This is a genomic window from Verrucosispora sp. WMMD573, assembly GCF_027497175.1.
GTDB lineage: Bacteria > Actinomycetota > Actinomycetes > Mycobacteriales > Micromonosporaceae > Micromonospora.
Genome location: NZ_CP114901.1, coordinates 776,459 through 790,117, shown reverse-complemented (window position 1 = coordinate 790,117; position 13,659 = coordinate 776,459). Strand labels below are relative to the sequence as shown.

Below are 13,659 nucleotides of genomic sequence, written 5' to 3'. Positions count from 1 at the left end.
CCGGTTTACGCACTCTCGTCAGGGTGGTCGAACCGCACGGCGGCTACCCTCGGTGGTGTGACTTCCCGCGTCCCGGTGCTCCTGTCCAGTTCCTCGGTCTTCCCTGAGCGGACCGCGGCGGCGTTTCAGCTGGCCGCGACGCACGGCTACGACGGCCTTGAGGTGATGGTGTGGACCGACGCGGTCAGCCAGGACGCGGGCGCGTTGCGCGGACTCTCCGATCACTACGGGGTGCCGGTGCTCTCCGTGCACGCTCCGTGCCTGCTGGTCACGCAGCGGGTGTGGAGTCCCGACCCGTGGGAGCGGCTGCGCCGGGCGGCGGTGCTGGCCGAGACGCTGGAAGCACCGACCGTCGTGGTGCACCCGCCGTTCACCTGGCAGCGGGATTACGCGCGAGGCTTCGCCGAGGGGCTCGACCGGGTGGCCGGCGAGTTCGGCGGCCTGCGGTTCGCGGTGGAGAACATGTACCCGGTACGGATGGCCGGCCGCCAGTTCGTGCCGTACGTGCCCGGTTGGGATCCCACCGAGGCCGGTTACGCCTCGTACACGCTCGACCTGTCGCACTGCGCGGCCTCGCACACCGACGCGTTGGCGATGGCCGACCGGATGGGCAACGGTCTGGCGCACGTGCACCTCGGTGACGGCACCGGCGAGGGCCGCGACGAGCATCTGGTGCCGGGACGCGGCAACCAGCCCTGCGCCGAGCTGCTGCGTTCGCTGGCCGGGCGGGGCTTCACCGGCTCGGTGGCGGTGGAGGTGACCACCCGGGGCGCGAAGAGCCGACAGGTCCGCGAGGCGGATCTGCGCGAGGCGCTGGCGTTCGCCCGTCAGCACCTCAGCACGCCGTCCCCGGTCGACGCCTGATCGGCGTGACCGTCGGCCGGCCGGATCAGGAAACCGGTGTCAGCGGATCCGGCTGGCTGGGCACGGCGGCCCGCTTGCGGGCCCGGTGGGCGGCCACGTGTGAGCGGGTGGCGCAGCGCTCCGAGCAGAACCGCCGGCAGCAGTTCGACGAGGTGTCCAGGTAGACGTTGCCGCAGCGGTCGTCGGCGCAGACGCCGAACCGGGCGCTGCCGTACTCGCAAAGCCACACCGACAGACCCCAGACCGCGCCGGCCAGATACTCCGAACTGACCGAGGCACCCCGGCTGGTCACGTGCATGTGCCAGTCGCTGGAGTCGTGCCCCGAGATGCGCGGCTGCACCGGGAACGCCTCCAGCAGGGAGTTCAGTTCGCTCACCGCCTCGACGTCCCGCCCCGAGGTGCCGTACTCGAAGACGTCACGCAGTCGCTTCTGCGCGCGCCGGAAGGTCGGCAGGTCCCGCTCCGCGACCTCGTCGCGCATCCACTCCTGGTCGTCGCAGAAGATGGCCCGCAGATCGTCGAGGTCATCCAGGCGCGCGTTGACGAGGTCAACCCCGGTTCGGGCGTACGCGTCGAAGTTCACGCTCCCACGGTAGACGACTCACCCCGGGCGTGGCGCATCGATGTAGTGCGGCAGGAACCGCGCGTAGCCGTCGGTGATCAGGCTCGCGCTCTCCCGCAGCCCGGCACCCGCCGACTCCCCGTCGACGATCCAACTGCCCAGCACCAGGTGGCTCCCGGCGAACTCGGGCAACGCCCGGAACTCCTGGTAGCAGAAGCCCTCGTCGCCGTAGTCACCCGGATTGCTGATCTCCTCGTTGGGGGTGACGATCCGCACCGCGGCCCCCTCCCGCCCGAGCAGCGGCTTGGCCACGTATTCGGGCATCCCGCGCGGCGAGTCCAGGTACGCCGGCAGCAGCAGCTCGTGCCCCGGGTACAACTCCCACAGCACGGCCAGCAGCGCCTTGTTCGACAACAGCAGCTTCCAGGCCGGTTCGATCCAGGTGGTCGGGGTGCCCGGCGTCAGAGCCAGCGGACCGTACGGCTCGGCGAGCATCCACTCCCACGGGTAGAGCTTGAAGCAGGTGGTGACCGGGCGGTCGTCGGTGTCGATGAAGCGTCGGCCGTCCCAGCCGAGATCCTGAATCGGCAGCAGCTCCACGTCCAGCCCCGCCTGGCGGGCGGTCTCGGCCAGGTAGCCGGCGGTCATGTGGTCCTCGCCGGTCTCCTCCTCGTTCGACCACACCACGTGCACCCGCCGGTCGTACAGCCCGGCGCCGATCTTCGCCCAGCTGCCGACGAGCCGTTCGTGCAGGCTGTTCCACTGGTCCAGGTCCGGTCGGGTGTGTTCCAGCCAGTACCACTGGATGATGCTCGCCTCGACCAGCGCGGTCGGGGTGTCGGCGTTGTACTCCAGCAGCTTCGGCGGCCAGCTGCCGTCGTACCAGAGGTCGAAACGGCCGTAGAGGGTCGGTGGCGTCTCCCGCAGCGAGCGGGCGACCGCCTCGGCCGCCCACGCCGGGATGCCGAACTCGGCGTACCGGTTGCGCGCCACCACGTGTTCGGCGGCGGCCACCGACATCCGGTGCAGTTCCTCGGTGGCCTCCTCCAGGCGCAGCACCTCGTCCAGCTCGAAGGCGTACGCGGCGGACTCGTCCCAGTAGGACATCACCCCACCGTCGGGTAGTTCCGTGTCGACGTAGACCAGGCCCTGCTCCCGGATGGTGGTGTCCCAGTCGGGGCGCGGTGTGGTCGGTTCGCGACGCACGTTCAGCCGCCGCAGGAGGCGAGATGGGTGCCGAAGCCGCCGCGGTCGGGCACGGCCGCGCCGACCGGCTCGGGCGCGACCCGGCCGATGCTGGTCTCGGCGGCGGGGGCCGGCACCCGCAGGGCCAGGGCCACCGTCTCGCCGCCACCGGTCGGGCCGAGGGCGCAGTCGTCATCGTCGTCGTCGGAGGTCATGTTGCAGCCGGAGAGGGCGAGCGCCAGAGCGGTGATCGCGCCGAGCTGTACGGAGGCCGATCGGAGTCGGCGGCGAGGGCGTTGTTCCACGACATGGTTGTAACCGATGAACGCCATCCCGTCCGCCCCGGGCTCGGGGCGGGACGGGGAACGTACCTGGCGGTCGGGCGGGCGTTACGCTCGGCTCATGCTCCGTTCCGTCATCCTCGCCGCCTCCCGGTCATCCCGGGTCGAGCGGCTCGTCGCGACGGCCCCGTTCTCCCGGGACGTCGTCCGCCGGTTCGTCGCCGGCGCCAAGACCGACGACGCGTTGCGCGCGACTCGCGAACTCGTTGACGACGGTCTCGCGGTCACCCTCGACAATCTCGGCGAGGACACCGTCACCGGCGAACAGGCCAACGCCATCCGGGACGAGTACCTCACGCTGCTGCGAATGCTCGCCGAGGCGAAGCTGACGCCCGCCGCGGAGGTGAGTGTGAAGCTGTCCGCGCTCGGCCAGGCGTTCGACGAGCAACTCGCCTACGACAACGCCCGGGCGATCTGCGCCGCCGCCGAGGCGGCGGGCACCACGGTCACCCTGGACATGGAGGACCACACCACCACCGACTCGACCCTGGACATCCTGACCAAGCTCCGGAAGGACCACCCGTCGACCGGGGCGGTGCTGCAGGCATACCTGCGGCGTACCGAGTCCGACTGCCGCGAGTTGGCGTCGGCCGGGTCACGGGTGCGGCTGTGCAAGGGCGCGTACCGGGAACCGGAGTCGGTGGCCTACCAGTCGGCCCGTGAGGTCGACAAGTCGTACGTCCGGTGCCTCAACGTCCTGATGTCCGGCGACGGCTACCCGATGCTGGCCACCCACGATCCGCGCCTGATCGCGATCGGCGAGGACCGGGCGCGTTGGTTCGACCGTGACCCCGACCGCTTCGAGTTCCAGATGCTCTACGGCATCCGGCCAGAGGAGCAGGCTCGCCTGGTCGGCGAGGGCTACACGGTGCGCACCTACGTGCCCTACGGCGATGACTGGTACGGCTATCTGATGCGCCGCCTCGCCGAGCGCCCCGCCAACCTGGCCTTCTTCGCCCGCGCGCTCACCTCCAAGAAGTAGCCCCGGCGGCGCCCGCACCGCCGATCGACCCGGTCGGCGGTGCGCGGCGAGCCCTTGACGTCGCCAGCTAATGACATTAGCCTCATGGCTATGACTACTAGCTGGGTGGAGCGTGCCGGCGGTCGGATCGCGTACGAGGTGCACGGGCAGGGGCCGCTGGTGGTCCTCTCGCACGGCATGGGAGAGAACCGGCGCTCCTACCGGCATCTGATTCCGTTGCTGGTGGCGGCGGGCTACCGGGTCGCCTCGATCGACGTACGCGGGCACGGCGACTCCAGCGCCGACTGGCCGTCGTACGCCCCGGTGGAGGTGGGTGGCGACCTGCTCGCGGTGGTGCGCGACCTCGGCGGCGGTCCGGCCGTCCTGGTCGGCAACTCGTCCAGCGGCGCGGCAGTGGTCTTCGCCGCCGCCGACGCACCGGACCTGGTCAACGGCATCGTGCTGGTCGGCGCGTTCGTCAACCAGCCGAAGCTCAACCCCTTCCTTCGGCTGGCCCAGACGGTGGTGCTGCGCAGTCCACGGCTGTTCGGCCTGTTCCACCGCACGCTCTTCCCCGTGCACCGTCCGGCCGACGACGCGGAGTACCGCCGACAACTGGTGGCGGCGCTGCGTCGCCCCGGCCGGATGGCACCCGTGCGGGGCGTGATCCACCCGGTGCAGCCGCACTGGACCGCCCGAGCCCCGCAGGTGCGCCAGCCGGTGCTGGTGCTGATGGGCACGAAGGACCCCGACTTCCCCGACCCGGGCGCCGAGGCGCGGGCCGCCCGGCGGCTGTTTCCGGTCGCCGAGGCGCGGATGCTCGCCGACGCCGGGCACTACCCGCACGCCGACCGTCCAGCGGCGATGGCGAACGAACTGATCGGCTTCCTGGCGGCGGCCAACCGTGCCTAGGGCCGGACTCAACGCGCAGGTCGTGGTGCGCGAGGCGGCCCGGCTCGTCGACGAGGTCGGGTATCACCGGCTCACCCTCGCCGCGCTGGCGAACCGGCTCGGCGTGGCGCTGCCCAGCCTCTACAAGCACATCAAGGGCGCCGAGGCGCTCGCGCAGCAACTGTCCGCGTTGGCCACCGCCGAGATCGCCGACGAGATGACCACCGCCGCCGCCGGTCGGAGCGGCGAGGACGCGCTGCGCGCCGTCGCCGCCGCCTACCGTTCGTACGCCCGTCGGCACCCCGGCCGATATCCCGCCACCCAGCGGGTACCGGATCCGTCCGACCCGGCGCACCTGGCCGCCGGGGAGCGGGCGGTCGGCGTCGTCTACGCCATCCTGCGGGGTTACGGCATCGACGGTGACGCCGCGGTGGACGGGGTCCGGATGTTCCGGGCGGCCGTGCACGGTTTCGTCTCGCTGGAGGCGGCCGGCGACTTCGGGCTGCCGCGTGAACTCGACCGTTCCTTCGACCAGATGATCGCCGCGCTGGGCGTGGCGTTCTCGTCCTGGCCCGCGCCCGGCCCTGCCTGAAGGTGCGAACCGTGGCAGCGGCCGGTTGATCACTCTTCCGTCGGCACCACCACAGGGCTTACCCTGCGCCGGTGAATCACGGGGGCCCTGAGGGCGACGGACAGCCAGCGCCGACCAGTGCGACACCGGACGAGGTGACGGCGCAGCCGGCACATTCTCCGGCGGTGGGGATGCCGCCCGTCAGCCCGACCTCCGGCAGCCGGCCGCGCCGTCGATGGCCACTCTGGGCGGCGGCAGTCGCGGTGGTGCTGACGCTGAGCGTCGGCGTTCCGGTGGTGCTGCTGACCGGCGGAGTGTCCGATGTAGCGGTCGGCGAGCCGGCGACCGCCGCCTCGCCGACGGAGAACCCGACCACCGTCGCCGCCCGACAGGTCGCCGAACGGATCACCGCACAACTCGACAAACAGGCCACCGCCCTGCTCGGCGGCGACCGGTCAGGGTTCGCCGCGATCGCGTCTTCAGCCGTACGCCCAGACCTGCGCCGCCGGTTCGACGCGCTCAAGGCGCTGCGGGTCACGCACTGGCAGGGACGCCCGAGTGGCCTGCCCACCTCCGCGGGTCGGGCGGGCGAATGGCGGGTGTCGATCGAGTTCCAGTACTGCTTCGTCGTACCGAACTGTCAACCGAGCCCAATGGTGGTCGAGACCCGGTGGCGGGACGGCGCAGAACCACGGCTGCTGACCTTTCCGAAGTCGAAGTCCTCGGCGTATGTAAACGGTCGCTACAACGGTCAGCCCGGCGTCCTGCCCTGGGAGGTCAGCAAGCTGGCCGTCCTGGTCGGCAAGCGCGTGATGGTGGCCAGTACCCCGGCTCACCGGAACCGGTTGCCGGGGCTGTTGAAGCGGGCCGAGGCGGCGGCGAAGGTGGCTGACACCTACGCCGTGACAGGTACGTCACCTGACCTGTACCGCGTCTTCTATGCCGGGCCGAAAGAGTGGGATCGGTGGTACGGCGGTGACCAACCGGAATGGGGTGCGGGGTACGCGGTGAACGTCGGCGGCGGTCACCACGAAGTGGTGCTGGCACCCGAGACGCTCGGTTACGGTCCCGGGCTGGACGAGGTGCTCCGCCACGAGTTGGCCCACGCCGCCTCGCTGCCTGACAAAGGCTACTGGGACGACTCGGCGTGGTGGCTGGTCGAAGGGTTGGCCGAGCACGCGGGCGCGGATGGCCAACAGGTCGCCCGGTACGAGGGACTGGTGCCCACTCGACGGCTGGTGGAGGGCGACTGGGACGGCAAGCTGGACAAGCTCCTACCCGCCGCCGACGCACCGGACGAGCAGGTGGCAGGCCACTACGGGATCGCGTACCTGGCCTTCCGGCATCTGGTCGACCGCTTCGGCGAGGAGCGGGCGTTCGCCTTCTTCAAAGCGGTGGTCCACGACCTGCGACTACCGGCGCAGACCACCGAGGAGATCTTCGGGGAGTCCTGGGCGAGCCTGCGCAAGGAGTGCGTCGCGTACATCCGCAAGGCCGTGCGGTGACCGGCATGACAGGTTCAGATGTGCCCGCTGATCCGTCGGTTCCCGCACCCGGGCGACCTCGGCGGCGTTGGGGACTGTGGGCCGCGCTGCTCGTGGTCGTGTTGCTGGTGGCTTGCAGCCTGCCGGCGGTGACGGTACTGATAATCGGATCCGGTCGCGAGGGCGCCGACGGAGCATCGAGCGAGTCGGCCAGCCCGACCGAGAACCCGACCACTGCGGCAGCCCGGCGGCTCGCCGAGCGGATCGGTGTGCAGCTGAACCGCCAGGCGGCCGCCCTGCTCGACGGGGACCGGGCCGGATTTCTGGCGATCGCCGAAACCGCAGCCGCGCGCACCGAGCTGCGCCGCCGGTACGACTCGCTCAGAGCGCTGCGGGTGGCCCGTTGGGTGGCCAGCCCGAGCGGCCTGCCCACCAGCGCGGGCGAAGTCGGCGAGTGGCGAATGCGCGTCTCGATCAACTACTGCTTCGTGACCGCCTCGTGTCAGCTGAGCCCGATGGTCGTCGACACCAGATGGAGCGACGGCCCGGAGCCGCGGCTGCTGGAGATCGAGAGGTCGAAGCCGTTCCCACACGTGCTCGGCCAGGCCAGCGGTCAGCCCGGCAACGTGCCCTGGGAGATCAGCGAGTTGACCGTGGTGGTGGGCAAACGAACACTCGTGGCGACCGTACGGGAGCATCGCGAACTGCTGCCGATCCTGCTGCTGCAGGCCGAGGCGGCAGCCAGGGTGGCCGACCGGTACGCGGTGGACGGCACGCCGCCGGACCGGTATCGGATCTTCTACGCCGGCAAGAAGGAATGGCGGAGCTGGTATGGCGGCGAACAGCCCGAATGGGGGATCGGTACGGCGATTAGCATCGGCGGCGGTCACCACGAGGTCGTACTCGGGCCGGACAGCCTGTACTACGGCCCTTACCTCGACAAGGTGCTCCGGCACGAGTTCACCCACGCGGCGACGATGCACGACGGCTACTGGGAGGATTCGGCCTGGTGGCTGGTTGACGGGTTGGCCGAGTACGCGGCGGCGAACGGTCAACCGATCGCCCAATACCCGGCGCTCGACGAAACCCGGCGGCTGGTGCGCGGCGACTGGAACGGCAGGTTCGACGACCTCTACCCCACTGCCGAATCCTCGGCGGGGGAGGTGAATGGAACCTACGGCATCGCGTATCTCGCGGTGGGGTACTTCATGGAGCGGTTCGGTACTGACCGGCTGCTCCCCTTCTTCAAAGCTGTGGTGTACCAGGGCCGTCGACCAGCCCAGACCTCCGAGGAACTCCTGGGCGTGCCCTGGTCCGAGCTGCACGAGGAGTGCGTCGCGTACATCCGCGCGGCCGTGCGTTGACCTGGTGCCCTGGTCGGGGCGACATCGACAGGGGCTCGTAGCATGTGTCGCGTGCGCCGCTCCGACTCGCCGCGGCTGCCAGCCCCGCGGCTCCGTCTGCTCACCGTCCTGCTCGCCGTCGCCGTCCTGACCGTCACCACCGCCGCCTCCTGCGGTGGCGACGAACCGTCGATCACGCTCGCCGCCGCGGCCCGGGCCGCCGTGGCGGAGGAGATCGACGCCCCGGCCACGGTCGTCGCGCGGGCGGCGGCCACCCTGACCGCCCCGGCCGATGGCACCCTGGCCCGCCTGCGGGTGAAGCCGGGCCAGCGGGTCAAGCGGGGCCAGGTGCTCGCCGTGATCAGCTCACCATCGGCCCGGGAGCGGCTCCGCCAGGCGCGCGGCGCGCTGGCCGCCGCGAAGCGCGCCGGTGCCGGCGGTGGCGGCGGCAACCTCGCCGGTTCCCTGCGTGGCACCGACCGCGCCGCCGACGAGACGCACGCCGCCGCCCGTGCCGCCGCGGCGAAGATCAGTGATCCGGAGCTCCGGAAGGCGTTGCTCACCCAGGTCGAGGCGGCACAGCGACGGTACGACTCGGCGGCCCGGGCCGCCGACCAGGCGGTACGGGAGGTGCAACGCGGCGTCCGGAACCTGAACTCCGCCGTCGGTGCGCTCGCCACCGCTCAGCGACTTCAGGCCCAGCAGGCGTACGACCTGGCCAAGGTGACCGTCGACGCGTTGACCCTGCGCGCGCCGATCGCCGGGGTCGTGCAACCGGGCGGAGTCAGCACCGGCGGTGGCTCGGCGGGGGCGCTCGCCGGGCTGCTGGAGTCGGGCGGGATGCCAGCGGGGATCGACCCCGCGGCCCTCGGCGCGCCGGCCAACCCGCCGCCCGGGGTGGACACCGCGGTTCCGGTGGGTGGTCGGGTCAGCGCCGGCACCCCGGTGCTGACTGTGGTGGACACCCGCGACCTGGGCCTGCTCGCCGAAGTCGACGAGACGGACGTGCTGCTGGTCCGGCCCGGACTCACCGGCACCGTCGAACTGGACGCCGTCACCGGCGCCACCTACGAGGCCACGGTCCGCTCGATCGACGTACTGCCCACCACGTCGGCCCGGGGCGGGGTGAGCTACCGGGTCCGACTCGCCCTCGGCGCCGGCCGCTACGGCGAGGCCGAGCCGGCACCCACCCCGCGCCCGGGCATGAACGCGGTGCTGCGGCTGCGAGTGCGGGAGGAGGCGGACGCGGTGACCGTGCCCGCGTCGGCGCTCTTCTCGGTCGACGGTCGGGACACCGTCTGGCTGGTCCGCGACGGCCGCGCCGACCGGGCGGTGGTCACCGTCGGCGTGCAGGGCCAGGACCTGGTGCAGATCGTCGACGGGGTGCAGGCCGGAGACCGGATCGTGGTCCGGGGCACCGACCAGATCCGCGAGGGCCAGGAGATCGGGTGAGCCGGGCGCCGGCGATCGAGGCGTTCGACGTTTCCCGGACGTACGAGTTGGACGGGGTCTCCGTGCCCGCCCTGCGGGGTGTGTCGCTGACCGTCGCGGCTGGGGACTACGTCGCGTTGATCGGGCCCTCCGGGTCCGGGAAGTCCACGCTTATGCATCTGCTCGGTGGGCTGGACCAGCCCAGCGGCGGCCGGCTGGTGATCGGTGGCCGGGAGGTGGGCACCCTCTCCGCCCCGGAACTGGCCCGGCTGCGCAACGAGACCATCGGCTTCGTGTTCCAGGCGTTTCACCTGTTGCCGCGTACCTCGGCCGTGGACAACGTGGCGTTGCCACTGGTGTACCGGGGGGTGGGCGCGCGCCAGCGGCGTGAGCGCGCCGCCGCGATGCTGGGGCGGGTGGGCCTGGGGCACCGGTTGCACCACCGGCCCAACCAGCTCTCCGGTGGCGAACAGCAGCGGGTCGCCATCGCCCGGGCGCTGGTCACGGACCCGACGGTGCTGCTGGCCGACGAGCCGACCGGCAACCTGGACAGCACCACCGGCGCCGCCGTGCTGGAACTGCTGGAACGGCTCAACGTCGAGTCCGGGGTGGCGCTGGTGATGGTCACCCACGACGCGGAGGTGGCGGCCCGGGCCCGGCGCCGTGTCGCGATGCGGGACGGGGTGGTCGTCGCCGACAGCGCGGCCACCTCGGCTGAGGAGACGGCGGTGCCGGTCCGCGGCGACGCCGCCGGGGGCGGGACGGCGGATGGCGGTGCCGGCGCGTGAGGGTGGCCGAGGCGTGGCGGGTGGCGTGGGACGCGCTGCGTGCGAACCGGCTGCGCAGTGCCCTCACCATGCTCGGGGTGGTCATCGGGGTGGCGTCCGTGGTGCTGCTGGTGGCCATCGGTACCGGCACCAAGCAGCGGGTGGAACAGCAGGTGGAGGGGCTCGGCTCCAACCTGCTGCTGGTCGTGCCGGGGCGGCTGGACGTGGGCAGCGCGCCGGCGCTCTCCCCGCTCACCCTTCAGGACGTGGACGCCGTCGGCCGGGTGGTAGGTGATCCGAACCGGGTGGCCGTGACGGTTGCCTCCGGTGCGACAGTGCGGGCCGGCAACCGGGAGGACTTCACCACCGTCCAGGGGGTGCTGGAGACGACCCCCACCGTCTTCGCCCGGGAACTGGCCCGGGGGCGCTACCTGACCGGATCCGACGTGGACACCGGGCGGCGGGTCGCGGTGCTCGGCGACTCGGTGGCCCGGTCCCTCTTCCCGGACCGGGAGGCCGTCGGCCAGCAGATCAACGTGGCCGGCGTCCGCTTCCGGGTGATCGGCGTCTTCGTCCCGCTCGGGCAGAGCCTCGGCGTCGACCGGGACGACGAGGTACACGTACCGGTGACGGCGGCGCAACGGCTCTACGGCACCCAGCGGGTCGACGCCATCGCGGTGAAGGCGCCGGACCGGGAACGGATCGACGAACTGGGCGAGCGGATCGTGGCCGAGCTGAACGGTCGGCACCCGGGTACCGAGTTCAGTGCGGTCACCCAGGAGCAGATCCTCGGTGTGCTGGGCGACATCCTCGGCATCCTGACCGGCGTACTGGCCGCCATCGCGGGCATCTCGCTGCTGGTCGGCGGGGTCGGCGTCTCCAACATCATGCTGGTCTCGGTCCGAGAGCGGACCCGGGAGATCGGGCTGCGCAAGGCGGTCGGCGCCCGTCCCCGCGACATCGGCGTGCAGTTCCTGCTGGAGGCGGTGCTGCTGACCTCCGTCGGTGGACTCACCGGGATGGCCCTCGGGGTGGGCGGCGCGCTGCTGGTGGCCGCCCTCTCACCCATCCCGGCGGCGGTGACCTGGTGGTCGCTGGCACTGGCGTTCGGCGTCTCGGCAGCGGTCGGCATCGTCTTCGGGGTCGTGCCCGCCCAGCGGGCCGGTCGGCTCGACCCGGTGGTGGCCCTGCGCACCGAGTGACATCCCCGATACTCGCGGCCGAGGTTGATCGTTGCCGAAATTCCGGGTACGGCACCCGACCAGGGGTTTTTCGTGGCCAGGCCGGGCCGGATCCGTGATCAGTTGCAGGAAGGGATCGCGCCGGTCACAGCCGTCCCGCTACCGTACTGGTAACACGCGCGTCGCCGGCCGCGCGGGAGGACCCGTGTGGCGGCACGCGCCGGGCATGGGATGGGTCGGGTGAGCCATGGCCGGGTCGCAGTCCGACGGTCGGCTGTCGGAGGTCAAGTTCCTGACCGTCGCGGAGGTGGCGACGGTCATGCGGGTGTCGAAGATGACGGTCTACCGCCTGGTGCACAGCGGTGAGTTGACCGCCGTACGGGTGGGCAGGTCGTTCCGGGTTCCGGAGCACGCGGTGCACGAGTACCTGCGCGGCGCCTTCCAGGAGACCGCCTGACCCTGGTACGGCCGGGTCACGCGGACCCGGCGGAAGGGGCATCGAACGGGGGCGCGTTGGTCCTGCTGACGCAGTCCCGCTACGCTGGACTCCGATCGTGACCGCTGGTGCGCTCCGCCGCCCATCCCGCCGGTCCGATCCCTGTCCGCAAGCGGTCGCTGACGCCACGGGTTCGTGGTGTCCTCCCGGTCGCGCCGCACGTTGCATCGAAAGGCTGTCGTATGGGCTCGGTGGTCAAGAAGCGCCGCAAGCGCATGGCTAAGAAGAAGCACCGCAAGCTGCTGCGCAAGACCCGCGTCCAGCGTCGCCGTCTCGGCAAGTGACCGATGCCGGGCCTGGTCCCGGCGTCCGTCCCTCGCCAACTGTCGACCCTCGGAGGCTCAGGTGATCAGGCCGTGGCTGCCCCGGCTCGGTCCCACCTGTCGGGGTAGGTGCCAGACATGACCCCCGGTGGCTCCCAGAGCCCTCCGGGGGTCGTCGTCGTGACCGGGGTCAGCCGCTATCTCGGCGCGCACGTCGCCGCCCGGCTCGCCGCTGACCCGCGCATCGACCGGGTCATCGGCATCGACCTGCCGGAGCCGGGGGCCGACATCGGCGTGCTGCTCGACCGGGTGGAGCGGATCCAGGTCGACGCCGGGTCGGTGGGTGGCCTCCTCGCCGACCTCGACGTGGACACCGTGGTGCATCTGGCCCTGGTCAGCTCTCCGGATCCGCAGCACGGCGGCCGGGCGGCGATGAAGGAGCAGAACGTCATCGGCACCATGCAACTGCTCGCCGCGTGCCAGCGGGCACCACGGTTACGCAAGATCGTGATCCGCTCCTCCACGGCGGCGTACGGTGCCTCGTTCCGTGATCCGGCCGTCTTCACCGAGGAGACCGAGCCGCGCGAGGTGCCGCGGGGCGGCTTCGGTCGCGACATCCTCGACATCGAGGGGTACGTCCGAGGCTTCCGTCGTCGGCGCGGTGACGTCACCGCCACCGTGCTGCGCTTCGCGCCGTTCATCGGCTCGACGGCGGACACCACGCTCACCCGCTACTTCGCGCAACCGGTGATGCCCACCATCCTCGGGCGGGACGCTCGACTGCAGTTCCTGCACTTCGACGACGCGTTGGAGGTGCTGCACCGGTCGGTGGTCGAGGATCATCCCGGCACCTTCAACGTCGCGGGGCCGGGGGTGCTCGCGTTGTCGCAGGCGATCCGTCGAGCCGGGCGGGTCGCGGTGCCGGTGCTGGAGCCGAGCCTGTCCGGCGCCGTGGCGCTCGCCAGGGTGATGGGTCTCGGCCGCTACGGTCTCGACCAGGTCGACCTCTTCGTGCACGGCCGCGTGGTGGACATTTCCCGGCTGGAACGGGAGTTCGCCTTCACGCCCCGCTCGACCGCCGCCGCCTTCGACGACTTCATCCGGGCGCACCATGGGCGTGCCGTGGTTACCCGGGAACAGTTGGCCGCCGCCGAGCAGTTGGTGCTGGACCGCATCCGGCAGGTGCGCGCCGCCGTCCGGGAGCGGTCGTGACCGAGCCCGAGGAGCGCCATGACGAGGGGCGCCTCGACGACCGGTACGCCGTGCCGGCGCCGGTCACCCCCGACGCGGACCCGGCACGGCGCAACGGGCACCGCCCG

The 13,659-nt window shown here is 71.7% G+C and carries 15 protein-coding genes; 12 read left to right on the top strand and 3 right to left on the bottom strand.

Going from position 1 to position 13,659, the window contains the following annotated elements; genetic code table 11:
- Positions 1-57 precede the first annotated feature (57 nt).
- Complete coding sequence (locus O7601_RS03685; RefSeq protein WP_281564860.1) at positions 58-864, top strand: sugar phosphate isomerase/epimerase; 807 nt, start codon at positions 58-60, stop codon at positions 862-864.
- A 25-nt stretch (positions 865-889) separates the two neighbouring features.
- Here O7601_RS03685 and O7601_RS03680 read toward each other — a convergent pair whose 3' ends face one another.
- The 3 genes from O7601_RS03680 to O7601_RS03670 are packed head-to-tail and all read right to left on the bottom strand — an operon-like array spanning position 890 to position 2,943.
- Positions 890-1,447 (bottom strand): CGNR zinc finger domain-containing protein, encoded by a 558-nt coding sequence (locus O7601_RS03680; RefSeq protein WP_281564859.1) that lies wholly within the window; start codon positions 1,445-1,447, stop codon positions 890-892.
- Positions 1,448-1,465: 18 nt separating this feature from the next.
- On the bottom strand, positions 1,466-2,632 hold the full coding sequence (locus O7601_RS03675) for a glutathionylspermidine synthase family protein (protein ID WP_281564858.1): 1,167 nt from the start codon (positions 2,630-2,632) through the stop codon (positions 1,466-1,468).
- A 2-nt stretch (positions 2,633-2,634) separates the two neighbouring features.
- Positions 2,635-2,943, bottom strand: a complete 309-nt coding sequence (locus O7601_RS03670) for a hypothetical protein (RefSeq protein ID WP_281564857.1) — start codon at positions 2,941-2,943, stop codon at positions 2,635-2,637.
- Positions 2,944-3,013: 70 nt separating this feature from the next.
- Here O7601_RS03670 and O7601_RS03665 point away from each other — a divergent pair, with 70 nt between their 5' ends.
- The 11 genes from O7601_RS03665 (at position 3,014) to O7601_RS03615 (ending at position 13,552) form a co-directional block, all read left to right on the top strand.
- The gene (locus O7601_RS03665) at positions 3,014-3,934 is read left to right on the top strand and encodes a proline dehydrogenase family protein (protein WP_281564856.1); all 921 of its coding nucleotides are present in this window, start codon (positions 3,014-3,016) and stop codon (positions 3,932-3,934) included.
- 90 nt (positions 3,935-4,024) lie between these two features.
- Positions 4,025-4,825, top strand: a complete 801-nt coding sequence (locus O7601_RS03660; protein ID WP_281564855.1) for an alpha/beta hydrolase — start codon at positions 4,025-4,027, stop codon at positions 4,823-4,825.
- Positions 4,818-5,396 carry a TetR/AcrR family transcriptional regulator gene (locus O7601_RS03655; RefSeq protein WP_281564854.1) on the top strand — a complete coding sequence of 193 codons (579 nt, stop codon included), beginning with the start codon at positions 4,818-4,820 and terminating at the stop codon, positions 5,394-5,396. The genes O7601_RS03660 and O7601_RS03655 overlap by 8 nt, the downstream gene beginning before the upstream one ends.
- A 170-nt stretch (positions 5,397-5,566) precedes the next feature.
- Complete coding sequence (locus O7601_RS03650) at positions 5,567-6,880, top strand: hypothetical protein (protein WP_281566779.1); 1,314 nt, start codon at positions 5,567-5,569, stop codon at positions 6,878-6,880.
- A gap of 128 nt (positions 6,881-7,008) precedes the next feature.
- A complete protein-coding gene (locus O7601_RS03645) occupies positions 7,009-8,223 on the top strand; it encodes a hypothetical protein (RefSeq protein WP_281564853.1) in 1,215 nt (404 codons plus the stop codon).
- Positions 8,224-8,265: 42 nt separating this feature from the next.
- Positions 8,266-9,654 carry an HlyD family efflux transporter periplasmic adaptor subunit gene (locus tag O7601_RS03640; RefSeq protein ID WP_281564852.1) on the top strand — a complete coding sequence of 463 codons (1,389 nt, stop codon included), beginning with the start codon at positions 8,266-8,268 and terminating at the stop codon, positions 9,652-9,654.
- Entirely contained in the window at positions 9,651-10,421 is a 771-nt protein-coding gene (locus O7601_RS03635) for an ABC transporter ATP-binding protein (protein WP_281564851.1), read from the top strand. The genes O7601_RS03640 and O7601_RS03635 overlap by 4 nt, the downstream gene beginning before the upstream one ends.
- A complete protein-coding gene (locus O7601_RS03630) occupies positions 10,418-11,602 on the top strand; it encodes an ABC transporter permease (protein WP_281564850.1) in 1,185 nt (394 codons plus the stop codon). The genes O7601_RS03635 and O7601_RS03630 overlap by 4 nt, the downstream gene beginning before the upstream one ends.
- Positions 11,603-11,828: 226 nt before the next feature.
- Positions 11,829-12,038, top strand: a complete 210-nt coding sequence (locus tag O7601_RS03625; protein WP_007465625.1) for a helix-turn-helix domain-containing protein — start codon at positions 11,829-11,831, stop codon at positions 12,036-12,038.
- A gap of 221 nt (positions 12,039-12,259) precedes the next feature.
- Positions 12,260-12,361 carry an AURKAIP1/COX24 domain-containing protein gene (locus tag O7601_RS03620; RefSeq protein WP_007465623.1) on the top strand — a complete coding sequence of 34 codons (102 nt, stop codon included), beginning with the start codon at positions 12,260-12,262 and terminating at the stop codon, positions 12,359-12,361.
- Positions 12,362-12,478: 117 nt separating this feature from the next.
- Positions 12,479-13,552 carry an NAD-dependent epimerase/dehydratase family protein gene (locus O7601_RS03615; protein WP_281564849.1) on the top strand — a complete coding sequence of 358 codons (1,074 nt, stop codon included), beginning with the start codon at positions 12,479-12,481 and terminating at the stop codon, positions 13,550-13,552.
- Positions 13,553-13,659: the final 107 nt, after the last annotated feature.